This window comes from Actinokineospora inagensis DSM 44258 (assembly GCF_000482865.1).
GTDB classification, from domain to species: Bacteria; Actinomycetota; Actinomycetes; order Mycobacteriales; family Pseudonocardiaceae; genus Actinokineospora; species Actinokineospora inagensis.
In genome coordinates, this window is sequence record NZ_KI519522.1 from 13,445 (window position 1) to 38,158 (window position 24,714).

21 protein-coding genes are annotated in these 24,714 nt (G+C 71.6%); 16 read left to right on the plus strand and 5 right to left on the minus strand.

Annotated features, from left to right (window positions below):
• Positions 1-310: 310 nt before the first annotated feature.
• Genes H504_RS0132105 through H504_RS0132115 form a run of 3 tightly spaced genes read right to left on the minus strand, consistent with a single transcriptional unit; the run spans position 311 to position 2,391 of the window.
• Entirely contained in the window at positions 311-991 is a 681-nt protein-coding gene (locus H504_RS0132105) for a hypothetical protein (RefSeq protein WP_026426145.1), read from the minus strand.
• Positions 979-1,695, minus strand: a complete 717-nt coding sequence (locus H504_RS38120; RefSeq protein ID WP_051386487.1) for a PP2C family protein-serine/threonine phosphatase — start codon at positions 1,693-1,695, stop codon at positions 979-981. The genes H504_RS0132105 and H504_RS38120 overlap by 13 nt, the downstream gene beginning before the upstream one ends.
• Positions 1,696-1,746: 51 nt before the next feature.
• Positions 1,747-2,391: a TetR/AcrR family transcriptional regulator gene (locus H504_RS0132115; RefSeq protein WP_026426146.1), complete on the minus strand. Its 645-nt coding sequence runs from the start codon at positions 2,389-2,391 to the stop codon at positions 1,747-1,749.
• A gap of 194 nt (positions 2,392-2,585) precedes the next feature.
• Between H504_RS0132115 and H504_RS0132120 the strand changes: the two genes are divergently transcribed.
• The 7 genes from H504_RS0132120 to H504_RS38125 all read left to right on the plus strand — a co-directional run bounded on the left by H504_RS0132120 (position 2,586) and on the right by H504_RS38125 (position 12,025).
• Positions 2,586-3,566: an alpha/beta fold hydrolase gene (locus H504_RS0132120; protein ID WP_035307286.1), complete on the plus strand. Its 981-nt coding sequence runs from the start codon at positions 2,586-2,588 to the stop codon at positions 3,564-3,566.
• A 73-nt stretch (positions 3,567-3,639) separates the two neighbouring features.
• On the plus strand, positions 3,640-4,698 hold the full coding sequence (locus H504_RS0132125) for a DUF3152 domain-containing protein (RefSeq protein WP_026426148.1): 1,059 nt from the start codon (positions 3,640-3,642) through the stop codon (positions 4,696-4,698).
• Between the two features lie 98 nt (positions 4,699-4,796).
• The gene (gene moeZ, locus H504_RS0132130) at positions 4,797-5,975 is read left to right on the plus strand and encodes an adenylyltransferase/sulfurtransferase MoeZ (RefSeq protein WP_026426149.1); all 1,179 of its coding nucleotides are present in this window, start codon (positions 4,797-4,799) and stop codon (positions 5,973-5,975) included.
• Between the two features lie 218 nt (positions 5,976-6,193).
• Entirely contained in the window at positions 6,194-6,985 is a 792-nt protein-coding gene (locus tag H504_RS0132135) for a TIGR02569 family protein (RefSeq protein WP_026426150.1), read from the plus strand.
• 117 nt (positions 6,986-7,102) lie between these two features.
• Positions 7,103-9,136, plus strand: a complete 2,034-nt coding sequence (locus H504_RS0132140; RefSeq protein WP_026426151.1) for a molybdopterin oxidoreductase family protein — start codon at positions 7,103-7,105, stop codon at positions 9,134-9,136.
• Positions 9,133-10,539, plus strand: coding sequence for an FAD-dependent oxidoreductase (locus H504_RS0132145; RefSeq protein WP_026426152.1), 1,407 nt, complete (start codon positions 9,133-9,135; stop codon positions 10,537-10,539). The genes H504_RS0132140 and H504_RS0132145 overlap by 4 nt, the downstream gene beginning before the upstream one ends.
• A gap of 16 nt (positions 10,540-10,555) precedes the next feature.
• The gene (locus H504_RS38125; protein WP_051386488.1) at positions 10,556-12,025 is read left to right on the plus strand and encodes an MFS transporter; all 1,470 of its coding nucleotides are present in this window, start codon (positions 10,556-10,558) and stop codon (positions 12,023-12,025) included.
• Here H504_RS38125 and H504_RS0132155 read toward each other — a convergent pair.
• Positions 12,022-12,609: a hypothetical protein gene (locus tag H504_RS0132155; RefSeq protein WP_026426153.1), complete on the minus strand. Its 588-nt coding sequence runs from the start codon at positions 12,607-12,609 to the stop codon at positions 12,022-12,024. The genes H504_RS38125 and H504_RS0132155 overlap by 4 nt on opposite strands.
• Positions 12,610-12,760: 151 nt before the next feature.
• Between H504_RS0132155 and H504_RS0132160 the strand changes: the two genes are divergently transcribed.
• The 5 genes from H504_RS0132160 (at position 12,761) to H504_RS38130 (ending at position 15,239) form a co-directional block, all read left to right on the plus strand.
• Entirely contained in the window at positions 12,761-13,270 is a 510-nt protein-coding gene (locus tag H504_RS0132160) for a hypothetical protein (RefSeq protein WP_026426154.1), read from the plus strand.
• Between the two features lie 84 nt (positions 13,271-13,354).
• Complete coding sequence (locus H504_RS0132165; RefSeq protein ID WP_026426155.1) at positions 13,355-14,341, plus strand: pirin family protein; 987 nt, start codon at positions 13,355-13,357, stop codon at positions 14,339-14,341.
• Positions 14,342-14,689: a tetratricopeptide repeat protein gene (locus H504_RS0132170; RefSeq protein ID WP_026426156.1), complete on the plus strand. Its 348-nt coding sequence runs from the start codon at positions 14,342-14,344 to the stop codon at positions 14,687-14,689.
• An 83-nt stretch (positions 14,690-14,772) separates the two neighbouring features.
• On the plus strand, positions 14,773-14,865 hold the full coding sequence (gene mprA / locus H504_RS40675; RefSeq protein ID WP_084468506.1) for an MprA protease, GlyGly-CTERM protein-sorting domain-containing form: 93 nt from the start codon (positions 14,773-14,775) through the stop codon (positions 14,863-14,865).
• A gap of 182 nt (positions 14,866-15,047) precedes the next feature.
• Positions 15,048-15,239 carry a hypothetical protein gene (locus H504_RS38130; RefSeq protein ID WP_035307289.1) on the plus strand — a complete coding sequence of 64 codons (192 nt, stop codon included), beginning with the start codon at positions 15,048-15,050 and terminating at the stop codon, positions 15,237-15,239.
• A gap of 26 nt (positions 15,240-15,265) precedes the next feature.
• Here H504_RS38130 and H504_RS0132185 read toward each other — a convergent pair whose 3' ends face one another.
• Positions 15,266-15,586 (minus strand): MGMT family protein, encoded by a 321-nt coding sequence (locus tag H504_RS0132185; protein WP_026426157.1) that lies wholly within the window; start codon positions 15,584-15,586, stop codon positions 15,266-15,268.
• A gap of 178 nt (positions 15,587-15,764) precedes the next feature.
• Here H504_RS0132185 and H504_RS0132190 point away from each other — a divergent pair, with 178 nt between their 5' ends.
• The 4 genes from H504_RS0132190 to H504_RS0132205 all read left to right on the plus strand — a co-directional run bounded on the left by H504_RS0132190 (position 15,765) and on the right by H504_RS0132205 (position 24,296).
• A complete protein-coding gene (locus tag H504_RS0132190) occupies positions 15,765-18,932 on the plus strand; it encodes an ATP-dependent helicase (RefSeq protein WP_026426158.1) in 3,168 nt (1,055 codons plus the stop codon).
• Positions 18,933-18,999: 67 nt separating this feature from the next.
• On the plus strand, positions 19,000-19,563 hold the full coding sequence (locus H504_RS38135; protein WP_245614547.1) for a Uma2 family endonuclease: 564 nt from the start codon (positions 19,000-19,002) through the stop codon (positions 19,561-19,563).
• Between the two features lie 79 nt (positions 19,564-19,642).
• The gene (locus H504_RS0132200) at positions 19,643-22,897 is read left to right on the plus strand and encodes an ATP-dependent helicase (protein WP_281173682.1); all 3,255 of its coding nucleotides are present in this window, start codon (positions 19,643-19,645) and stop codon (positions 22,895-22,897) included.
• A 58-nt stretch (positions 22,898-22,955) separates the two neighbouring features.
• Positions 22,956-24,296 (plus strand): ribosomal protein L7/L12, encoded by a 1,341-nt coding sequence (locus tag H504_RS0132205; RefSeq protein WP_245614550.1) that lies wholly within the window; start codon positions 22,956-22,958, stop codon positions 24,294-24,296.
• Positions 24,297-24,714: the final 418 nt, after the last annotated feature.

Below are 24,714 nucleotides of genomic sequence, written 5' to 3' on the forward strand. Positions count from 1 at the left end.
AAAAGGCGGGGCCACTGGAAAGCGTGGCCTTACCCGCCAGCCGGCTTAGGCCACCGCTCCCCCCAAACAAAACAACTCCACCACAACGGGCGGTTGGCATCGGCGGGTCCCGAGGCGCGCGGCGCAGATGTGGGGCTTCGTCGATCAGGAGTGGTTTTTTTGGGGGTGCGGTGCGGGAGTGACGCTTCGGCGATATGGGGTGGGTTTTTGGGCGCGCGGTGCCGGTGTGGGGCTTCGTCGATATGGGCGTTGGCTTCGAGGGGTGCGGTGCATGTGTGGAGCTTTGTTGATGAGGGGTGGTGGGAGGTGTTCAGCGGTGTCCGCAGAGGCGGTGGGGGACGAGGTTTTGATCTGCCGCCACCAGGAGGCGTTCGCGGATGAGGTAGTCGGGGAGTTCGTGGCGGTGGCCCTGGGGTTCGCCCCAGATTTCGGTGACGACCTCGTCGAGGGCGCGCTCCAATGCCGTGAATGACGCCAGGCCCAGGCAGAGGCGGGTTCGGGTGCGGTCCAGCGGTTTGGGGGACTCGGTGCCGGGGGTGAAGTATTCGCGGTAGTAGGCGGCGAGGACTGTTCGGTGGCGGGGTTTGCGGGAGAGCAACAATGCGACGCGGACGGCGGCTCCGTTGAGGCCGGTCATGGTTTCCGGGCCGGTTGTTTCCGGCATCGTCCATCTGGCCGAGTCGCGGACTTCGAGGCGGACGCGGGTGTCCCAGACCCGGACCTCGGTCTCGCCGTCGGGTAGGGGGAACGCGCAGCGCTCGCCGATGGTGAATCGGCGGCTTTCGGCGGCGACCCAGACGGTCAGTTTGTCGTGGCCGTTGACCAGCCACCACCGGCCGTCCATGTGGCGGAGGAACGGCGCGTTGGGGGCGCGGGAGACGCGTTCGTCCGTGCCGCCGGACAGGAAGTCGCGGTCCAGGGACAACTGGTCGGCGGGTGGGATGACCAGGGGTTCGGGCAGCGCGTGGTAGTCGACGATCAGTTCAGCCAACCGGCACCCCCGCGCACATCACCCACTACCGCTGTCACATTGTCACGTGGGCCCGCTTGGCACGCGGCGCGGACCAGTTCGTTGGCGCACACGGCGGGAGTTTCCCCTCTTAGCGCGACCAACAACGGCCAGAGCCCGTCACCGAGGGTGTTGGTGAGGCCGTCGCTGCACAGGATGTACCGGTCGCCCCTGTGGGCGGGTAGTTCCCACAGGTCAGGCCGGATCGTCGGTTCAAGACCGACGGCTCTTACCAGGGCTGACTTCTGCGGGTGGCGTTCGCCTTCTTCTTCGGTGAGATGACCGGCGGCGATCAGTTCATTGGCCAAGGTGTGGCTCTTGGTCAGTACGCGGATGCCGTCCGTGTGCACCAAGGTGACGCTGTCGCCGACGTGGGCGCCGCGCACCACCCACCGTCCACCGGAGCGGGCGATCACCACGACGTCGAACGTGGTGCCCATACCGGTCGTGTTCGGGTCGGCGTCGCCACGGGCGCGGACGGCGGCGTTGGCGGCCGACACGATGGACTCGGGGGTGTCCCCGGGCCGCTCGACCGCGGTCTGGATCGCCAACCCCGCCGCGACGTCGCCCGCAGGTGCCCCGCCGACCCCGTCGGCCACCGCCAACAACCGGTCACCGGAATGGCAGGCGTCCTGGTTGGTCTCCCGGCCGCCCAGCGCCGTCGCGTCCGCCGCAGTGAAGATCATGCCTCCACCGTGCCCGAAACCGCGGTCCGCTCGGCAGGGGGAGCCCTCCCCCTACTCGTGCGCCTCGTGCGGGTGGAACGGGAAGCCGCCGCCGATACCGCGCCAGGCGAGGTTGGAGATCAGCCCGATCGCCTCGTCCTTGGGCAGCGACCGGTTGTCCGCCAGCCACGCCCGCGCCGCCACCTGGCTGGCTCCGACCAGGCCGACCGCGAGCAGCCGGGCCCGCGCCTCGTCCAGGCTGGCGTCCGCGGTGATGGTGGCCGCGATCGCGTCGACGCTGGCGCTGGTCGCCCGCTCGATGGCGTCCTGCACCAGCGGCTCGCCGCGCAGGTCGGACTCGAAGACCAGCCGGAACGCCTGGCTCTCGCCGTCGACGAAGTCGAAGTACGCGGCCACCGCGCCGCGCACCCTGGTCTTGTTGTCGCTGGTCGTGTCCATGGCCTCGGTGACCCGGCGGACCAGTTCGTCGACGTGCTTGTCCAGCAGCGCCATGTACAGCTCAAGCTTGCCGGGGAAGTGCTGGTAGAGCACCGGCTTGCTGACCCCGGCGCGCTCGGCGATCTCGTCCATGCCCGCCGCGTGGTAGCCGTTGGCCGCGAACACGTCCTGGGCCGCGGCGAGCAACTGGGCGCGCCGGGCGGTGCGCGGCAGTCTCGCGCCGCGACCAACCCCGCTGGTCTGAACCGTCTCGGACATGCTTCTCCACCCTCGTTCACCGTGTCGCCGGGCCGCGTCTCGCCTACTTCACGGCCGAGTCGACCGTACTCGCCGGTATCCGGAGTTCGAGGCAATATCGCTGACGTTTGTGCTCCGCGACAAGTATCCAGTGTGACGCACGCCGTGGTGCGGCGAGCCCCGGGGATCGCGGGCACACTGGACCGGTGAGCTTGGTGAACGTTGGCCAGGCCCGGCGCAGCCCGCTCGCGCCGGTGCCGCTGTCCGAGGCGGGGCTGCCGCCGCTCGACCTCGCCCAACCGGCGTGGCCGGGCGAGGTCGTCGAGTCCGGCGGGGTCCGGCTGCACGTGCGCCGCACCCCCGGATCGGGTGATGTCCCGGCCGTCTACGTGCACGGCCTCGGCGGGTCGGCCACCAACTGGACCGACCTGGCCGCGCAGCTCCGCGGGTACGCCCCCGGCACGTCCGTCGACCTGCCCGGCTTCGGTCGCACCGAGCCGCCCAGCGGGTACGGCTTCGACCTGGAGACGCACACAAGGACCCTGTCCGACTGGCTGCGCGGGCTCGACCTGGGGCCGGTGCACCTGCTCGGCAACTCGATGGGCGGCGCGATCAGCATCCTGCTGGCCGCCCGGCACCCGGACCTGGTGCGCACGCTCACCCTGATCTCGCCCGCCGTGCCGGACCTGCGGCCGATGGTCAGCCGGATCTCCGACCGGCGGGTGCCGCTGGCGTTCCTCCCGGTCGTCGGGCGGCGGGTGCGCCAGGCGCTGGCCGGGCTGACCCCGCGCGAGCGGACCATGCAGATGCTGACCCTGTGCTACGCCGAGCCGTGGGCGGTCGAGGAGGGCCGGATCGTGGAGGCGACCGAGGAGGCCGCCGAGCGGGCCGGGATGGTGTGGGCCGGTCCGGCGCTGGCGGCGAGCGCGCTCGGCCTGATCCGGGCGTGGCTGGTCACCGGCGCGCGGTCGCTCTGGCGGGCGTTGCCCCAGGTCCAGGCGCCCACCTTGGTGGTCTGGGGCGACCGGGACCGGCTGATGACGGTCCGCAAGGCCCCGCGCACCGCCCGGCTGATCCCCAACGCCCGCCTGCTCGTCCTCCCCCGCACCGGTCACGTGGCGCAGATGGAACGCCCGGTCGAGGTCGCGCGCGCCGTGCTCGGGCTGTGGGAGTCGGTCGAGGCGGGCACTTGGTGACACGCACCGTCGCGGTGAGGGCACTCGTCAACCGAGTACGGGATGATGTGGCACCCTGGGGCGCGTGAGCCGAATGACGCAAGGCGAGCCGAACACGGCCACCCGGTCGTCACGCTCCGCGTCGGACCGGGCGGGTGAGTCCGGCGACGGTCCCAGCAGACGGGGCAGACGCGCCACCGCTGAGCCGCTGGCCGCCTCGTGGTCACCGGAACGCCGCGGGTCGACGGGCGGCAAGCAGGGCAAGCGCGGGTTCGTCGCCACCTATGGGTGGCGGCTGTACGCGGTGCCGCTGCTGATCGCGGTGACGGTGCTGGTCGCCGTCCAGACCGCCAAAGACCGGTCCACACCGGCGGACGCGTCCGGCGCGACCAACACCGCGGGCACGGTGAACCCCGTGGCGGACGGCTCCAACGGACCCCCGGACGTCACCGAACGCCCCTCCGCCCCGGTTGACCTGAACATCCCCACGGCGGAACTGCCCAACGGCGGCCCGTACACCCAGGCGGGGACCGGCCAGTGGCACGTGGTGCCGGGCAGCGGCCAGAAGGTCGGCACCGGCCCCAAGCTCTACACCTACACGGTGGACGTCGAGGACGGCATCGACCCGACCGTGATCGGCGGCGACGACACGTTCGCCCGGCTGGTCGAGCAGACCCTGGACGACCCGCGCGGCTGGACCGGCCTCGGCGAGATCTCGGTGCAGCGGGTCGGCGCCGACTTCCCGAACCCGAGCTTCCGGATCAGCCTGACCACGCCGAACACGATCCACCGGGAAGACCTCTGCGGGTACTCGATCAAGTACGAGTCGTCCTGCTACCGGTCCAGCGCGCACCGGGTGATGATCAACCTGGCCCGGTGGAGCCGGGGCGCGGTCGCCTTCGACGGCGACATGCTCAGCTACCGCCAGTACGCGATCAACCACGAGGTCGGGCACGCCTTCCGCAACGGCCACGTCGGCTGCCCGCAGGCGGGCGCGCTGGCCCCGGTGATGATGCAGCAGAGCTTCGGCGTCGCCAACAACTACGTCGCCCAGCTCAACAAGGCCGCGGGCAACCCGGACCCGGTCAAGGCGGACGGGTTGGTGTGCAAGCCGAACGCGTGGCCGAACCCGCAGGCCCGTCCCGCGGGGTGAGCTGCCTCCCGGATGCTGGGAGCCGGGAAGACCGGGGTGGGATGCTGGTGTTGTACCCGGCTAGTACTGGGTGTGCACCCGTGTCGTAGGAGGAGCCGATGTCAGGCAGTCTGCCGCCCCTGGTGGAGCCAGCCGAGGAGCTGACCAGGGACGAGGTGGCCCGCTACAGCCGCCACCTGATCATCCCCGATGTCGGGGTCGCCGGGCAGAAGCGGCTCAAGAACGCCAAGGTGCTGGTCGTCGGCGCGGGTGGGCTGGGCAGCCCGGCCCTGCTGTACCTGGCCGCCGCAGGCGTCGGCACGCTGGGTGTCATCGACTTCGACGTGGTGGACGAGTCCAACCTGCAGCGCCAGGTCATCCACGGCCAGTCCGACATCGGCAAGCCCAAGGCGCTCTCCGCCAAGGAGTCCATCGCCGAGATCAACCCGCTGGTCACGGTGAACCTGCACCAGGAGCAGTTGACCACCGAGAACGCGTTGGACGTGTTCGCCCCGTACGACCTGATCCTGGACGGCACGGACAACTTCGCTACCCGCTACCTGGTCAACGACGCCGCCGTGCTGCTGGGCAAGCCGTACGTGTGGGGTTCGATCTTCCGGTTCGAGGGCCAGGTCAGCGTGTTCTGGGAGGACGCGCCCAACGGCAAGGGCCTCAACTACCGCGACCTCTACCCGGTGCCGCCGCCGCCCGGCATGGTCCCGTCCTGCGCCGAGGGTGGCGTGCTCGGCGTGCTGTGCGCGTCCATCGGGTCGGTCATGGTCACCGAGGCGATCAAGCTGATCACCGGCATCGGCGAGCCGCTGCTGGGCAGGCTGATGGTCTACGACGCGCTGGAGATGTCCTACCGGACCATCAAGATCCGCAAGGACCCGGAGACCAAGCCGATCGAGGGCCTGATCGACTACGACGCGTTCTGCGGCGTGGTCAGCGACGAGGCCCAGGCGGCCGCGGCGGGCTCGACGATCACCCCGCGCGAGCTCAAGGAGAAGTTCGACCGGGGCGACACCTTCGCCCTCATCGACGTCCGCGAGCCGCACGAGTACGAGATCGTCCGGATCGAGGGCGCCACGCTGATCCCGAAGGACCGGATCCTCTCCGGCGACGCGCTGGCCGAGTTGCCGACCGACCGGCAGATCGTGCTGCACTGCAAGTCCGGGCAGCGGTCGGCCGAGGCGCTCGCGGCGCTGCACCGGGCGGGGTTCAAGGACGCGGTGCACGTTGGCGGCGGTGTGCTCGGCTGGGCGCGCGAGGTCGACCCGAGCCTGCCCACGTACTGACACCGGCTGGCACTGGCCGCTGGGAACGGTCCCACCGCGGGCCGTTCCCCGGTGGTGTCTCGTTGCTGGAGATGGTCGACGGCGAAGACGGCAACTGGGAAGGGGACGCGCGCCGCCGCTGGTGGCGGTCGTTCCCGTTGGGTGTCAACAAGATCAACCGACCGGGGGCACGTGTCGCGCCCGCGCGCGCGTGCCCCGGCGAGGTAGCGTCCCCGCCCGTGAGGAACCCGCCGCCGCCGCACGTCCGGGCCGCCTTCGGCGCCAAGAACGCCGAGCCGGTGCTGATCGAGCACGGCCCGGTGTGGCGGTGCGACGACATCGCGCTGCGCCAGGCGGTCAACCCCGCCGAGGCGTCCTGGGTCGCGCAGACCCTGGGTGAGCTGGAGGTCCCCGAGCTGCGGGTGGCCCGGCCGGTGCGCTCCTCCGACGGCCGCTACGTCGTCGGCGGCTGGGTCGGGTTCCGGTTCATCCCCGGCCGCGCCGAGCCGCGCTACGACGAGGTGATCTCGGCGTCGCTGCGGCTGCACAAGGCCACCGCCGAACTGCGCAGGCCGCGCTTCCTGGGCATGCGGGCCGACGTGTTCGCGCTGGCCGACCGGTTGGCCTGGGGCGAGGAGAAGAAGGTCAAACTGGAGCCCGCGCTGGGCGGCCGGTTGTTCGAGCTGTACGCCGAGTCCCGCAAGGACGTCACGCTGACCGCGCAGGTGGTGCACGGCGACCTGTTCGGCAACGTCCTGTTCGACGGGGACGCCGCGCCGGGGATCATCGACTTCACCGCGTTCTTCCGGCCGCCGGAGTGGGCGGCGGCGGTGGTCGTGGTGGACGCGATGGCCTGGGGCGGCGCGGACGACGCGATCGCCAAGCGGTGGGGGCACCTGCCGGAGTGGCCGCAGGCGCTGTTGCGGGCGCTGCTGTTCCGGTTGGCCGTCCACGCGCTGCACCCCAAGTCGACGCCCCGGTCGATGCGCGGTCTGGAGCGGGCCGCGCAGGCGATCGGCCAGTTGATCTGACCGACCCCTAGTCGCGGATAGGGGGAAAGTTACTCCCGCCGCCGCTGGACAGCCGCCAGGTCATGCGGTCTCCTAGTCCCGGTGCTGACTTCGCCGTCGGGGTCGGGGGGAGACCGAGTGACGAGAACGGCCGACACGCATTGTCCGTATTGTGCCTTGCAATGCGGCATGCGGCTGACCGGTTCCACCGTGTCCGCGCGCGATTTCCCGACCAACCGCGGCGGTTTGTGCCAGAAGGGCTGGACTTCCGCCGAACTGCTGTCCACTCCGGCGCGGCTCACCTCGCCGCTGCTCCGCCGCGACGGCCGGTTGCACCCTGTGTCCTGGGACACAGCCTTGGATTTCGTCGCGAACACCCTGCGCGACCTGCGGGCGTCGTCCGGCGCGGACTCCGTGGCGGTCTTCGGCGGCGGCGGACTGACGAACGAGAAGGCTTACCTGCTCGGCAAGTTCGCCCGGGTCGCGCTCGGTACCGCGCAAATCGACTACAACGGCCGGTTCTGCATGTCGTCCGCCGCCGCGGCCGGGACGCGCGCGTTCGGACTCGACCGCGGGATGCCGTTCCCGGTCACCGATCTGGCGGCCTCGGACGCGATCCTGCTGGTGGGCGCCAATCCGGCGGAGACGATGCCGCCGTTCACCCAACACCTGGCGGGCGCGCGGCTCATCGTCGTCGACCCGCGCCGCACCGCGACCGCCGAACGCGCCGATCTGCACCTGCGGCCACGGCCCGGGACGGATGTGGCGCTGGCGTTGGGAATCCTGCACGCCGTGGTCGCCGACGGGCATCTCGCCAAGGACTACGTGGACGAGCGGACCTCGGGCTTCGACGCCGCTTGGCGGGTCGCGGCGGCGTGGTGGCCGGAGCGGGTGGAGCGGGTGACCGGTGTCCCCGCCAACGACCAGCACCGGGCCGCGGACATGTTGGCACAGGCCGGTTCCGCGCACGTCCTCACCGGTCGCGGCACCGAACAGCACGCCACCGGCACCGATTCCGTGTCCGCGTGGATCAACCTCGCGTTGGCCCTGGGGCTGCCGGGGAGACCCGGGTCCGGCTACGGATGCCTGACCGGACAGGGCAACGGGCAGGGCGGTCGGGAACACGGGCAGAAGGCCGACCAACTCCCCGGGTACCGGAAGATCACCGACCCGGCCGCCCGGGAACACGTCGCGGGTGTGTGGGGCGTGCCCGCCGAGTCACTACCCGGACCGGGCCGCTCCGCCTACGAGCTGCTGGACTCGTTGGGGGATGGGCCGAAAGCGCTGCTGGTGTTCGGCAGCAACATCCTGGTCTCCGCGCCCCGGTCCGCGCACGTCGCCGACCGGCTGTCTACTTTGGACCTGTTGGTGGTCGCCGACTTCGTGCTCTCCGAGACCGCCGCGGCCGCCGACGTCGTGTTCCCGGTCACCCAGTGGGCGGAGGAGGCGGGCACGATGACCAACCTGGAGGGCCGGGTCCTGCTGCGGGAACCGGCCGTCACGCCGCCCGACGGGGTGCGCGGCGACCTGGAACTGCTGCGGGAGTTGGCGATCCGCCTCGGTCAACCCGCCGAACGGTTCCCCGCCGACCCCGAGGTCGTGTTCGACGAACTGCGCCGCGCCGCCGCGGGTGGACCGGCGGACTACTCCGGCGTCACCTACCAGCGGCTGCGCGCGGGGGAGGCGTTGCACTGGCCGGTGCCCGGCACCGACCACCCCGGCTCGCCCCGGGTGTTCCTCGACCGGTTCGCCCACCCGGACGGCCGGGCCAGGTTCGCCGCGGTCGACCACACCGGCCCCGCCGAACCGGCCGACGCCGAGTTCCCGTTGCTGGCCACCACCGGCCGGGTCCTGCAGCACTACCAGTCCGGCGCGCAGACCCGGCTGGTCGCCGAACTGACCGAAGCGGAACCCGAGGTGTTCGTCCAAGTGCACCCGGACACCGCGGCCAGGGCCGGGCTCGCCGACGGCGGCTACGCCACGGTGTCGTCCCGCCGGGGCCGCACCCGCGCGAAGGTCCGCTGCGACGCCACGATGCGCCTGGACACGGTGTTCCTCCCGTTCCACTTCCCCGGCGCGCAGCGGGCGAACCTGATCACCAACCCGGCGTTGGACCCGCACAGCCGGATGCCGGAGTTCAAGGTCTGCGCGGTCCGGCTGGCGGCGGCGTGAGCCCGCGCCGGGTGGTGGTCGTCGGGTACGGCATGGCCGGTGCCCGGTTCGCCGACGAGGTGCGCCGCCGCGACCCGGCCGGTGATCTCGTGGCGCTGACCGTGGTGGGCGCGGAGGCGCATCCCGCGTACAACCGGGTGTTGCTCTCCGGGGTACTCGCCGGGTCGATGCCCGCGGGCGCGATCAGCCTGCACGCGGCGGATTGGGCGTCACAGGCCCAGGTCGACCTGCGCACCGGTGTGAGCGTGCGGGAGATCGACCGGGAAGCGCGGGTGGTGACGCTGTCCGACAAGTCCTCTGTGGACTACGACGCGCTGGTGCTGGCCACCGGCAGCCGGGCGTGGGTGCCACCGGTGGACGGTCTGCGGGGCGAGAACGGTTCCCTGGCACCGGATGTGGCGACGTTCCGCGAACTGGACGACTGCGCGGCGATCCTCCGCCAGGTCCGGCCGGGCGCCCCGGTCGCCGTGCTGGGCGGCGGCCTGCTGGGCGTCGAGGCGGCGCGCGGGCTGCTCGGCCGGGGCTGCCTGGTCACGCTGGTCCACCCGGTCGGGCACCTGATGGAACGCCAACTCGACCCGGGTGGCGGCGCCGTGCTCGCCCGCACGCTGACCGGGTTGGGCATCGACGTGCGGCTCGGCAGGCTCGCCGCCCGGCACGTGGTCGGCGACGGCCTCGAGCTGGACGACGGCAGCGCCGTCCCGGCCGAGCTGGTCGTGGTGGCCACCGGGGTCCGGCCGGAGACCGCGCAGGCCGAGGCCGCCGGTCTGGTCGTCGACCGGGGGGTGGTCGTCGACGATCTGTTGCGCACCAGCGATCCCCGGGTGCACGCCATCGGCGACTGCGCGACCCACCCGGGCACCCAGGCCGGTCTCGTCCAACCCGCGTGGGACCAGGCCGCCGTCCTCGCCGACCTGGTGACCGGTGCCGATCCCGCCGCCCGGTACCGGGGAACGCCGACGGTGACCCGGCTCAAGGCCCGCGGGGTGGACCTCGCCGCGCTCGGCGATGTCCACAGTGCAGACTCCGGTGACGTCGTCGCGGTGCAGGACTCGGCGAGCGGCCGCTACGCCAGGGTCGTGCTGACTGACGACCGGGTGACCGGCGCCGTGGTCATCGGCCTGCCGGACGCCGCGGCCGCGGTCACCCAGTTCTACGACACCGGCGCGCCCGCCCCGACCGACCGGCTCGCCATGCTGCTCGGCCGCGCCCCGGCGGCGACGAGCTCGGTCGACGACCTGCCCGACGACGCGGTCGTGTGCCGCTGCAACACCGTCACCAAGGCCCGGCTCGTCGCGGCCCGGCGGTCGGGCGCCACCGACCTACCCGCGCTGGCGGCCCGGACCCGGGCCACCACCGGCTGCGGGAGCTGCGCCGACACCATCCGCGACTGGCTCGCCTGAGCAGGGAGAAACCGCCGTGAAACGCTGGATCGAGCACTGGGCACCCGAGGACGAGGCGTTCTGGGCCGCCACCGGCAGGCGGGTGGCCCGGCGCAACCTGGTCTTCTCGATTTTCGCCGAGCACCTCGGCTTCTCCATCTGGGTGCTGTGGTCGGTGGTCGTGCTCAACCTGTCCAACGCCGGGTTCGCCGCGTTCACCCCGAGCGAGCTGTTCTGGCTGACCGCCGCGCCGAACCTGGTCGGCGCCGCGCTGCGCGTCCCGTACACCTTCGCGGTGCCGCGGTTCGGCGGTCGCGTGTGGACGGCGATCAGCGCGGCGCTGCTGCTGGTCCCGACGGTGGCGCTGGCCGCGTTGGTCCACTTCGACTGGCTGCGGCAGCAGACCCACGACGACCAGTTCACCGTCCTGCTGGTGGCCTCGGCGCTGGCCGGACTGGGCGGCGGCAACTTCTCGTCGTCGATGGCCAACATCTCGTTCTTCTACCCGGAGCGGCGCAAGGGATTGGCGCTCGGCCTCAACGCGGCGGGCGGCAACCTCGGCGTCGCCGTCGTCCAGTTGCTCACCCCGCTGGTGGTGATCATCGGGGTGCCGTACGCGGTGGCCAGGAACCCGGTCCACCCGGTGCACCTCGCGTACGCCGGGCTGATGTGGCTGCCGTTCGTCGTCGCGGCGGTCGTGTGCGCGTGGCTGTTCATGGACAGCCTGACCGTGGCCAAGTCCGACCCCGGCGCCTACCTGGCCTGCCTGAACCGCGGCCAGACCTGGGTGATGTCGCTGCTCTACATCGGCACGTTCGGCTCGTTCATCGGGTTCTCGTTCGCGCTACCGCTGGTGATCAAGCTGACCTTCCCGGAGTTCCTGGCCGACCACCCGTTCATCGGCACCTACCTGGCGGGCCTGGGTTTCCTCGGCGCGCTGGTCGGCTCGGTGACCCGGCCGTTCGGCGGCTGGCTGTCCGACCGGATCGGCGGGGCGCGGGTGACCATGTGGGTGTTCGTCGCGATGGCGTTGTGCACCGGTGTCGCGGTGTTGGGCGTGACCCAGCGGAACTTCGCGGTGTTCTTCGGCTCGTACCTGCTGATCTTCGCGTTGTCCGGTGCGGGCAACGGTTCCACGTACCGGATGATCCCGGTGATCTTCGGCACGCTCGGCCGCCAGGAGTCCGACGACCCGGTGACGGCGTTGCGCTACAAGCGGATGGGGGCGGCGGTCATCGGGATCGCCGGTGCCGTCGGTGCTTTCGGCGGGTTCCTGGTGCAGCAGGTGTTCCGGGTGGCGAGCCTCCCGGTCGGCACGGCGGTCGCAGGCGCCAAGACCGTCGCCGCGAAGAAGGCGGCCGCCGCCGCGCACGCCACCTGGTCGACCTCGGCGCTCGGCGTGTTCATCGGCGCTTACGTTGCGCTCGCCGTGCTCACCTGGTTCTGCTACCTGCGCCGCACCACCGCCGAGGCCAAGGTGCCCAGCCTCGCGCACGCGGGGGTCTAAACGGGAGTGTCCGGCAGCCGCTCGAAGATCGCGTCGATGATCTTGCGGGCCACCCCGCACGGGTTGTTCTCGAAGCTGCCCAGCACGGTCAGGTGCGAGCCCCGCTCGTTGGCCGCCAGGTAGGGGTCCAGCGCCACGGCGTACCCGCACGCGGCCGAGTCGACCCCGACGACCTGGTACGCGGTGTTGCCGTACATGTCGGCGGTGCGCACGTAGCTCGGCGTGCCGGGTGGCTCGGCGCGGAACATCACCGACACGTTCGTCGTGCCGCGCGGGTACGGCAGCCGGTACCGGCACAGTTGCGCCGACGAGTCCAGCGGCTCCGCCTTCACCCCGGTCGCCTTGTTGATCAGCGGGGTGAACTGGGCGCAGTCGATGTCGTCCGGGACCGTCTTGGGGGACCCCACCATCAGGCCGGGCTGCCGCGACCGGGTGGTCGTCGTCGGGGCGGCGGTGGCGGTCGCCGGGTTGACCTGTTCGCGCACGAGCGCCGGTTTCGGCCTGCTCGGCTCGGCTGTCGACACGGTGGCGCAGGAGGTGAGGGCGGCGGCGAGCAGGAACAGGACGAGGGGGCGCAGGAGCACGCGGGAAACCGTAGGGGCTGGGAAGGGCGGATGCCCCGTTCCGCGCACCGGATTCCACCGATCGTGGATCATCGCGTCCGCAGTGGACCTTCCCGGGGCGACCGGTCGCAACCGGCGTAACGGGTGGGGCCGCGCGGTCGAAGCAGCGGGCATGAGGTCAATCCTGGTGTTGGGCGCCCTGGTCGCGACCCTGGTCACCGCCTGTTCCAGCCCGGTCACCGGCAGCGCTGCCGGCTCCGCCACCGAGTCGTCGACCACCGAGACGTCCACGGCGGTCACGTCCACCACCGGGACGTCCACACGCACCACGAGCGCGCGTGTCACCACCAAACGCGCGACGACGACCACCGCGACCTCGTACCCGCCGATGCCGACCATCGACGAGAGCGCACCCGCGCAGTACTGCGACAAGACGTTCCGGGGCGCGCTGGGCAAGGACATGCTCGCCGTCGTCGTCGACACCCCGGCGGGCAGGCTCACCTGCGACCAGGCCGCCGCGATCCTGTTCGACTACTACACCGCGCGCCCCACCCCGCGGACCGGCTTGGCGCCGCACCTCATCGGACCGATGCGCTGCAACCAGGTCCTCGAACCGGCGCTCCCGCAGGTCGTCTGCACCGACGACGAGAACCTCGTCTACTCGATGTGGCCGCAGCGCTGACCGCGCGGAATAATTGAGCACGCAACTAGGTTGACCGGGCTGTGGCCGCCACCGGGGTGGCCCTGGAAGTGGGAGGAGGCTCCCGTGCCCGCTGTCACCGCGGACCCGCTGACCCTGCCCCGCCTGCCGCTGCTGTCCGAGCCGGACACCGCGTGGCGGCCGGTCGCGCGCACCGTCCGGGCCGAGAAGTTCCTGGAGGGCGAGGGCTTCCAGGTCCGGCGCCCGTTCCCCGGCGTCGACCTGGCGCAGGCGGACCCGTTCCTGCTGCTCGACCACATGGGCGCCGTCGAGTACGGCCCCGGCGAGGCCAAGGGCGCCCCCTGGCACCCGCACCGCGGCTTCGAGACGGTCACCTACATGATCGACGGCGCGATGCAGCACACCGACTCCATCGGCGGCGGCGGTCTCATCACCGACGGCGCCACCCAGTGGATGACCGCGGCCCGGGGCATCCTGCACAACGAGGTGCCACCGCAGGACATGGTCGCCAAGGGCGGCCTGTTCCACGGCGTGCAGCTCTGGGTGAACCTGCCGCGCGCGCTGAAGATGGCGGAACCGAGGTACCAGGACATCGCCGCGCGGGACGTCACGCTCCTGGCGAGCGACGACGGTGGCGCCCTGGTCCGCGTCATCGCGGGCGACCTGGCCGGTTACCACGGGCCGGGTTCCACCTACACCCCGATCACCTACCTGCACGCCACGGTGGCCCCCGGCGCGCGGCTGACCATGCCGTGGCCGGAGCACTTCAACGCGATGGTCTACGTGCTTTCCGGCCGTGGCACCGTCGGCCGCGAGGGCAGGCCGCTCGACGAGGGCGAGCTCGCCGTGTTCGGCCGGTCCGGTCGGGCGCTGACCCTGCGGGCCGCCGACACCCAGCCGGGCAACTCGGCGAACTGGGAGGTGCTGGTGCTGGGCGGTCAGCCGATCAACGAACCGGTCGCCCGCTACGGGCCGTTCGTGATGAACACCCGCCAGGAGATCATCCAGGCGTTCGAGGACTACCAGGCCGGGCGGCTCGGCCAGATCCCGGTCGCCCACCGCACGGCCGCCGACCTGAGAGTGGAGGACTGAATGACCGCGTTCGACATCGGTCGCCGTTATCTCGACGGCGGCGACCCGTCCACCGCCGCGCGCCACCTCACCGAGGCCGCCGCGGCGGAACCGGCGAACCGCGCGGTGTTGACCGAGTTGGCCCGCGCGCATTTCCACTCGGCCGCACTCGGAAAAGCCGAGAAAGTGGCCCGCACCCTGGTCGAGCTCGATCCGACCGACACCTTCGCGTTGACCTTGTTGGGCCGGACACTGGCCCGGCGCGGCCGGCACGCGCAGGCCCTTCCGCACCTGCGTTTGGCGGCGGCCATGACCGGTTCGACCGAAGTCGCCGCCCTGCTCGCCGACGTGGAGGCGCGAGTTCGTTGATTTCTCACTAACCGATTCGGGTGGACCGGAAATCGGCCCACCCGCACCGGGCAACCGGTGCCGCCGCGAAACGTCCAGGAAATATGGACGTAGGTCTCATCGCCGTTGTCGCCGGAGCGTTGTTGCTGGTCGCGGGCCTGGTGGCGTTCACGAGAAGGCGCATCAAGCAGCAGTGATCGTGGTCGACCAAACGCGGAACGTGACCGGGAATAGCGATCAGGCTTAACCAAGCGGGTCCGTTCGACCCCTTGCGGCGCGGCCATTGGGCTGAAAGAGTGACGCCACTTCAGCAGTCACGCGAAACCCTGTGGGCTTCCTCGACGCCCATCGCGTGCCTGCCGTCGCAGGAAGGTGCGCCATGACGCTCGCGAACGGGACACCGACGTCCCCGACCAGGATCGCCGCGGCACGAGAGGTCGAGTCCCTGCACAACGCCGAGCAGTGCAGCCGGGCGGCCCGCACGGTGGCCGACCACGCCGCCGACGCGGCCGACTGCTCACGCCTGCTGGACATGCTCGGCCTCGACCCGTCCGCGGGCAAACGGAACTGATCGGAAAGCGCAATTCGAGGACCTGTTCAGTCGAACAACCCTGGCTCCGGCTCCGCCGCCACCTCCGGCCACCGATGGCGACGCAGGTCGACCTTGTCGCCGTCGGCGAGCACCCCCTCCGCCCGCAACCGGGCGAGTTGCTCCTCGGCCAGGTGCGGGGCCGGGGTCCCGTTCGCCCGCAACACCCGGTGCCAGGGCAGGTCGTGCCCGTCCTCGGACAAGATCCGCCCGATCAACCGCGGCGACGGCGCTCTGGTCAGCCCGGCGATGTCGCCGTAGGTGGCCACGGTCCCCTCCGGGATCGACCTGATCGTCTCCCGCACCCGCTCGTGCAGTTCCTCGTCCACACCCTCACCCCACGAATCCACAGACCGGCTCACTGTTGCCGAACGGCTCGGACCACCAGTGTGTTCCCGGTCGAACCAGCGCGCTCCAGGCCGTGCGCCCGACGGCGGACATGGCCGGGATGGTCCGGCCCGGCGTGCCGCCGCGGGGACGGGTGGGCGGCCGTGGTCCAATCGGCGGATGGTCGCCGGGAAGTCCTCGCTCGCGCCGCGGCTGGTCCGCGTCCCGCTGCCGCGCGGCCGCACCCCCCGGTGGACCGAGGACGCCCAGCGGGTGCTCGCGGGTGCCGACGGTTTCGTCCGGGTCCTGGGCGGTCCCGGCAGCGGCAAGACGACCCTGCTGGCCGAGCTGGCGGCCGACCGGATCTTGCGCGGCGGGGTCGACCCCGAGCAGCTCCTGGTGCTCACCGCCAGCCGCCGCGCCGCCGCTGACCTGCGTGGACGCATCACCGCGCTGCTCACCGACCAGGGCGCCCCGCGCACCGTGCGCGAACCCCTGGTGCGCACCGTGCACTCGTACGCCTTCGCTGTGCTGCGCATCCAGGCGATGCTGCACGACGGCCCCGGACCCCGGTTGCTGTCCGGCCCCGAACAGGACGCGGTGATCCGCGAGCTGCTCGAAGGCGATCTCGACATGGGCGCCCGGCACTGGCCCGAACGGCTGCGCCCCGCGCTGTCCGTGCCCGGCTTCGCCGAGGAGCTGCGCGACCTCATCCTGCGCGCGTCCGAGCGCGGTTTGGGCCCCGAAGACCTCATGGAGCTGGGCAGCAGGGAAGGCCGCGAGGAATGGGTCGCGGCAGGCCGGTTCGGCAGGCAGTACGAACAGGTCACGCTGCTGCTCGGGTCGGCGGACACCGGCATCGCGCACACGACCGCGCCCGCCCTCGACGCCGCCGAGCTCGTCGCCAGCGCGCTGCTGGCCTTCGACACCGACACCGAACTGCTGTCCACCGAACGCGCCAGGGTCCGCTACTTGCTCGTCGACGACGCCCAGCACCTCGACCCCCTGCAGTACGCCCTGCTGCGCACCCTGGGCACCGCCGCGAAGGAGTTCGTCGTCGCGGGTGACCCCGACCAGGCCATCTTCTCCTTCCGCGGCGCCGATCCGGCTTTACTGCGCGACGCGGACCCCGGCGGCGGCACGGTTTTGCTCGGGTCCGGCCACCGGATGGCCCCAGCGGTGCGCAAAGCCGTGTCCCACCTCGCCGCCCGACTGCCCGGCGGCGCGCGGCGGATCGACAAAGGACGCGACAACGGCGGCACCGTCACGGTCCGGCTGCACCCGTCGGCCGCCGCCGAGGCTTCCTGGGTGGCGAACCAACTCCGGCGCGCGCACCTGATCGACGAGGTGCCGTGGGCGGAGATGGCGGTGCTCGTGCGGTCGGCGACGAGGTCGTTGCCGGTCCTGCACCGGGCGCTCGCGGCGGCGGGGGTTCCCGTAGCGGCGCCAGGGGATGAGCTGCCGCTGTCGCAGCAACCGGCCGTGCGCCCGCTGCTGGCGTTGCTGCGGTGCGCCGCGGTACCCGCGCTGCTGGACCCGGCGATGGCCGAGATGCTGCTCGCCTCGCAGCTCGGCGGCGCGGACCCGTTGGCGCTGCGGCGGTTGCGCCGCGGCCTGCGCAGGCTCGAACTGACCTCCGGCGGCGACAAGTCCAGCGACGAACTCCTGGTCGACGTCCTCAACGACGACGACCGGCTCGCCGCCCTCGCCGACACCGAGGCGGGCCCGGTCCGCCGCGTCGGCGGCCTGATCTCCTTGGCGCGCAAGGGAATCGAGGAGGGCGTCGGGCTGGAGCAGATCCTCTGGGACGTGTGGCAGGCCAGCGGGCTGGAGGTCCGCTGGGTCAGCACCGCCTCCCGGGGCGGACCGGTCGGCGCGCAGGCCGACCGGGATTTGGACGCCGTCGTCGCCCTCTTCCACGCCGCGCAACGGTTCGCCGAACGGTTCCCCGGGGCCGACGTGGCCGGGTTCGTGGCGAACATCGGGTCGCAACGGATCGCCGGGGACACCCTGGCGCCCACCGCCCCGCAGGGCGACGCCGTCGCGGTACTGACCGCGCACGCCGCCGCCGGTCGCGAGTGGACAGTCGTCGCCGTGCCCGGCGTGCAGGAGGGCGCCTGGCCGGACCTGCGGCTGCGCGGCTCGCTGCTCGGTGTCGAGCGGCTCGTCGACCTGCTCGCCGGGGTCCGCGGCGAAGAGGTGTCCGCCGTCGCGCCGCTGCTGGCCGAGGAACGCCGCCTGCTGCTCGTCGCCGCGTCCCGCGCCCGGTCGAAGCTGCTGGTCAGCGCGGTGCGCGGGGAGGAGGAACAGCCGTCGCGGTTCCTCGCCGAACTCGCGGGCGCCGAGACCGCCGACACCGATATGCCGGTACCGATGGCCGAGCAGGAACGTGCTTTGGTGCTCGCCGACCTGGTGGGGGAGCTGCGCCAAGTCGTGTGCGACGCGGGCGCCGACCAAGCGCGTCGTGGACTCGCCGCCCGTCAACTCGCGCGGTTGGCCTCGGCGGGGGTCCCCGGCGCGCACCCGGACAGTTGGTACGGGCTGCCCGCGTTGTCCTCGGTCGCGCCGTTGCGCGCCCACGACGAACCGGTGCGCGTGTCACCGTCCACAGTGGAAATCCTGGTCAAGTGCCCGCTGCGCTGGATGGTCGAGCGGCACGGCGGCCAGGACCCGGCCGAACTCGCCGCCGTCACCGGGACCCTCGTGCACGCCCTCGCCCAAGCCGCCGCGGCCGGTGCCACCCGCGCCGAGCTGATGGCCGAACTCGACCGCGCCTGGAGTTCCGTCGACGCGGGCGCCCCCTGGTTCTCCCGCCGCGAACAACAACGCGTCCGCGCCATGGTCGACACGTTCCTGAGCTGGCTGCGCAACACCCGCTCGGAATTGACACAGGTCGCCGTGGAACGCGAAGTGAAAGTCGAATTGCCGGACGGCATCACGGTCGCGGGCCGCGTCGACCGCCTCGAAGTCGATTCCGAGGGCCGCCCGGTCATCGTCGACATCAAAACCGGCAAATCCCCGGTGAGCGCGAACGACGCCGAAGAACACCCGCAACTCGCCGTCTACCAACTCGCCGTCGCCTACGGTGCCTTCTCCGACGTCGGCACCGACCCCGGCGGCGCCCGCCTGCTGTACGTCTCGAAGGCCAACAAGAAAACCGGCGCCACCGAACGCACCCAGTCCCCCGTCCGCGACGAGTCCGCCGACCAGTGGCTGACCACCGTCCGCGAAGCCGCCGCCGCCACCGTCGGCCCCGACTACACCGCCTACGAGAACCCGGACTGCCCCCGCTGCCCCGTCCGCACCGCCTGCCCCCTCCACCCCAGCGGCCGCCAGGTGACCGAATAAAAGTTGCCACCTCCGCAACTGATTACTGGGCTTGCATTCCGCTGTCGGTTTCCCGCTAATGGATGCCATGAGTTCAATAGAGGCCCACAGCGGACGGCGGCTCACGCTGCAACAGTACGCTTCGTTGCCGTCGGACTCCTTCGTGTACGAACTAGACGAAGGCATCCTTCGCGTGAGCGCGCGCCCATCACACAGACATCAGTACGCCAACAGCCGGCTATCCAACTTGATCTTCCCGCAACTCCCGCCATTCCTGCTCGCCTTCAATGACGTCGACGTCAACCTCGACTTCCCGCTGCCCACCGTGCGCGCCCCCGACCTGATCATCACCCCCGCCGAGACCTTCCACTCCGACAGCATCCACGCCCGGGATGTCCTGCTGGCGGTGGAGATCCACTCTCCCAGCACCAAACGCGTCGACCTGTTCACCAAGCCCGCCCAGTACGCTAAGGCGGGCATCCCGAACCTCTGGCTGATCGACCCCGGCCCACCACTCACCGCCCGCGTCTTCGAACTCACCCACGGCTTCTACCGGGAAACCACGCAGACCAGCGGCATCCTCAAGGTGAACCGCCCAACCCCACTCCACATCGACCTCCGAGACCTGGTGTGCGACCCCTGGACCGGGTGATCGACTGGTGTGAGCCGGGGGTCTCAGCGGTTCGGCGAGGTAGATTGGGGGGCATGGTGGCGAGCGGGTGGGGTGTGCGGTGAGCCTGCCGCTGCCCGGGTTGGCGCTGGTCAGCCCCCGTGAGTTGGCCGCCGAGTTGGGGTTGGCGGCGCCGACTCGGGAGCAGGCGGAGGTCATCGCGGCGCCCGCGGAGCCCGCGTTGGTGGTGGCGGGGGCGGGGGCGGGCAAGACCGAGACGATGGCCGGTCGTGTGGTGTGGTTGGTGGCGAACGGGTTGGTCACCCCGGATCGGGTGCTGGGGCTCACCTTCACCCGCAAGGCGGCCCGGCAGCTCGCTGATCGGGTGCGGGCGCGGTTGCGCAGGCTCGCCGGGGCGCGGCTGTTGGACAAGTTGGACCCGACCGGTGAGCGCAGGGCCGCCGTGTTCGCCGGTGAGCCGACGATCCTCACCTACCACGCGTACGCGGGGAGGCTGGTCGCCGAGCACGGGTTGCGGTTGCCGGTGGAGCCGGGGGCCCGGTTGCTCACCGAGACGGCGTCGTGGCAGACCGCGCACAAGGTGGTGTCCACGTGGGGGCAGGACCTGGACACCGATTACGTGCCCGCGACCGTCACCCAGTACCTGTTGTCCCTGGCCGGTGAGCTCGCCGAGCACCTGGTCGAGCCGGACGCGCTCCGCGCGCACGCCGAAGCCCTGTGCGCCGCCGTCGAAAGCGCGCCACGGGCCAAGGGGCAACGCGCGGAACCGTCCCAAGATCTGCAGCGGGTCCTTGTCGCGCAACGGTTCCGGGTCGCGTTGCTGCCGTTGGTCGCCGCCTACGCCGACCGCAAGCGACGTGAGGGAGCGCTGGACTTCGGCGACCAGATGTCCCTCGCGGCGAGGCTCGCGGCGGGTCATCCCGAAGTGGTGCAAGGGGAACGGTCCCGGTTCGGCGCCGTGCTGCTCGACGAGTACCAGGACACCGGCCATTCCCAGCGCGTGCTGCTGCGGTCCCTGTTCGGCAGTTCCCTGGAGTACCCCGACGCGGAGCCGATGCCGGTGACCGCCGTCGGCGACCCCGCCCAGGCGATCTACGGCTGGCGTGGCGCGAGCGCGGCGAACCTGCCCCGGTTCACCACCGACTTCCCGCAGAAACACCGTGGCCGCAAGGAACCCGCGACCCGCTACGGTCTGCTCACCAGTTTCCGCAACCCGCCCGAGGTCCTCGAACTCGCCAACGCCGTCTCCGCCCCGCTGCGCGCCTGCGGTCTTGAGGTGGACGAGCTCCGCGCCCGCGACGACGCGCCGCCGGGCGACATCCGGATCGCCCTGTTGTCCGATGTGGACACCGAGGTGCAGTGGGTGGCCAACCAGGTGGCCGACCGCTGGCACGCCGCCGTCGAGGAGCGCGGCAAGCCGCCCACCGCCGCCGTGCTGGTCCGCCGCCGCGCCGACATGTCCGATCTCGCGGTCGCCTTGCGCGAACGGGGGTTGCCGGTCGAGGTCGTCGGTCTCGGTGGCCTGCTGGACGAACCCGAGGTGCGCGACCTGGTCAGCACCCTGCGCGTGTTGATCGACCCGCTCGCGGGCACCGCCGCCGCCCGGTTGCTCACCGGATCCCGCTGGCGGGTCGGCGCCGCCGACCTGGCCGCCCTGTGGCGCCGGGCGGGCGTGCTCGCGGGGGCGTACGTGAACGACCCGGGCAGCCTCGTCCCCGGCGAGGGCGCCGAGCAGGCCGGACTGGTCGACGCGATCGACGACCCCGGCGACGCCGACGTCTACTCCACCACCGGCTACCAGCGCGTCCGCTCCCTCGGCCGCGAGCTGACCATGCTCCGCCGCAGGCTCGACCAGCCGCTGCCGGAGCTGGTCGCCGACGTCGAGCGCACCATGCTGCTCGACATCGAGGCCACCGCCCGCCGGGGCGGCGCGGGCCGGGCGCACCTGGACGCGTTCGCCGACGTCGTCGCCGACTACGCCCAGGCCGCGCCGTCCGCCAGCCTCGCCGCCCTGCTCGACTACCTGGCCACCGCCGAGGCCGCCGAGGACGGGCTGGAGCCGGGTGAGGTCGAGGTCGCCGAGGACCGGGTGCAGATCGTCACCGTCCACTCGGCGAAGGGCCTGGAATGGGAGGTCGTCGCCGTCCCGCACGTGGTCGGCGACGTGTTCCCCAGCGGCCGCCGCGGCGGGAGCTGGCTGCGCACCGTCACCGAGCTGCCCGCCGACCTGCGCGGTGACGCCGTCGACCTGCCCAGGCTGAACCTGGCCGGCGCGGCGAACCGCAAGGAGGTCGAGCAGGCCCTGAAGATCCACAACGAGGAGTTCGCCGAGCGCGGCCTGCTGGAGGAACGCAGGCTGTTCTACGTCGCCCTCACCCGCTCCGAGCGCACCCTGTTCGTCTCCGGGCACTGGTGGGCGCGCACCGGCAGCAGCCCGCGCGGCCCGTCGGACTTCCTCACCGAACTGGAGACCTTCACCGCGCACGTGGACGTCTGGGCCGAGGAACCGGAGGAAGGCGCGGAGAACCCGCTGGCCACCGCCGTCAAGTCCGCGTCGTGGCCCGCGGACCCCTTGCGCGACCGGCGGTCCGAGGTCGAGGTCGGCGCCGAACTGGTGCGGGCCGAGTTGGAGGCGCTGCGGCTGGGCGAGGAGTACGACGACGGTGACGTCGGTGACGACTCGGATGGCTGGGTGCGCGACACCGACGTCCTGCTGGCCGAACGCGCCTCCGGTGGTCGACGTGAGCAGGTCCGGCTGCCCGACCACCTGTCGGTCAGCCAACTCGTCGAACTCGCCACCGACCCGGACGCGCTGGCCCGCCGATTGCGCCGCCCGCTGCCGTACCCGCCGAACCCGGTCGCCCGCCGCGGCACCGCCTTCCACGCCTGGCTGGAACGCCGGTTCGGCTCCCGCGCCCTGCTCGACCTGGACGAACTGCCCGGCGCGGCCGACGGCGACGCCGCGCCGGACACCGAGCTCGACGCCCTGCGCGACGCGTTCCTGCGCAGCGACTGGGCCAACCGCACCCCGCACGAGGTCGAGGTCCCGTTCGCCACCGAGATCGACGGCATCGCCATCCGCGGCCGGATGGACGCCGTGTTCCTCGACCCCGACGGCGGCTGGACCGTCGTCGACTGGAAAACCGGCCGGGTCCCCGACGACGACCGGCTCCCGGCGTTGACCGTCCAACTCGCCGCCTACCGGCTGGCCTGGGCTGGGCTGTCCGGCACCCCCCTCGACCAGGTCCGCGCCGCCTTCCACTACGTCAGCCGGGACACCACGCTCCGCCCGGCCGACCTGCTCGACGCCGACGGCCTCCGCGCCCTGCTCCGCGCCATTCCTCACGCCGAGTAACGACTCGACTCCGCAGCCGATCTACAGTGGTGCCCACTGGAGGGGAGACCGGGTGACCATGGGGATGATCCGCAACGACGAGCCCGCGACCACGGACTCGCTCAACCGGGACAAGATCGCCCGAGCGCTGGCCAGCGCCGTCGGCGCCTGCGACACGCCGCTGGTGATCGGCATCTACGGCACCTGGGGCACCGGCAAGACCACGGTCATGCGGCTGGTGCAGGCCAAGCTGGACGCGGACCCCGCCGAGGGCTTCCGCACCATCTGGTTCGACTCCTGGCAGCACCAGTTCGACGACAACCCGGCGATCGGCCTGCTGCACTCGATGGCCGCGCAGTTGGACCTGACCAAGAACACCGAGGTCCGCGAGCTGCTGACCTCGGTGGCAGGCGCGTTCACCGACCTGACCCAGTGGGGTCGGCCGGTCATCGACGGCAACTCGGACCTCGACCGGCTCCGCACGCTGTTCTTCGAGGAGCGGTTCAACGCCCGCGAACAGCAGATCCTCCTGCGCGACCGCCTCGACGACCTGCTTTCCCGCGCCACCGGGGGCGGCGCCACCCGGCTGGTCTTCTTCATCGACGACCTGGACCGCTGCCTGCCCGAGTACATCCTCAAAACCCTCGAAGCGCTCAAGCTGTTCCTCAACATCAGCGGCTGCGTCTTCATCCTCGGCATCGACCGCGACGCGCTGCACGCCAGCATCTACACCCGGTACGCGGACAAGGGCATCAGCGAGGTGTACCTGGACAAGATCGTCCAGGTGCCGTTCTGGCTGCCCCCGATCACCAGGGCCGCCGCCGCAGGCTACGTGCGTTCGCTGATGCCCGAGGAAGACCCCGAGGTCACCGCCGTCATCGCCGAGATGGACCTGAACCCGCGCCGCCTCAAGCGGTTCGTCAACTCGTTCCTGCTCAACAACGAACTCGCCAAAGAGATCTTCGACGGCCCGAACGCCTACGACCCGCAGGTCCTCCTCGACCTCCTCATCCTCCAATACCGCCGCCCCGACTTCTACCGCGAAATCGTCGACTCGCGCGACGCCCTCCTCGCCACCAGCCCGGACAAGACCGTCGCCCACATCACCGACGACCCCTCCGTCGACCGCCTCGCCACCCTCGTCCAACGCGACCCCACCGCCCTCGACGGCTACCTGCACCTCTCCGAGGTCGTCAGCGTCCGCCGAGTCGGCTTCGACGTCGTCATCACCGAGGTCGGCGAGTTCCGCATCCAGTTGATCAAAGTCCTCCGCGAACAACTCGGCCTCACCCTCAAAGAAGCCCGCGACCTCGTCGACTCCGAACCCCCCATCGCCATCGGCCCCGCCCTCCCCCACGACGACGCCGAAGCCCTCGCCACCAAAATCCGCGAAACCGGCACCCGCGCCGAAGTCCGCTGACCCCCCGTCCCCGCCCCACTGCCCTCGCCCACCGCCCCGCTGGTCCCCCCTCTCTCTCCCCCTTCACCTCCTCCCACACGTCCACCCGATCCGCGCTTTCACCCGCTCTCGCCCTTGACTTCAGCGCCCGCCGTGGTCCAGACAGGGGCCCACCCACCTGGGGCACCGGGGCCCATTCCTGAACATATCGCGATCCCCGGCTTGTCAAGGGGGTCTGATCGCTGGCTGTGGACACCCCGACGACCTGTGCACAACCACCACACCCACGCCCGATTGAGCCCACCGCACGCTTGACTTCAGCGCCGTCGTGGTCCAGGCAGGAGCCCGCCCACCCGGGGCGCCGGGGCCCATTCCTGAAACTAGCGCGAGACACGGTTTGTCAAGAGGGCATGCCCCAGACCTGTGGACACCCCGACAA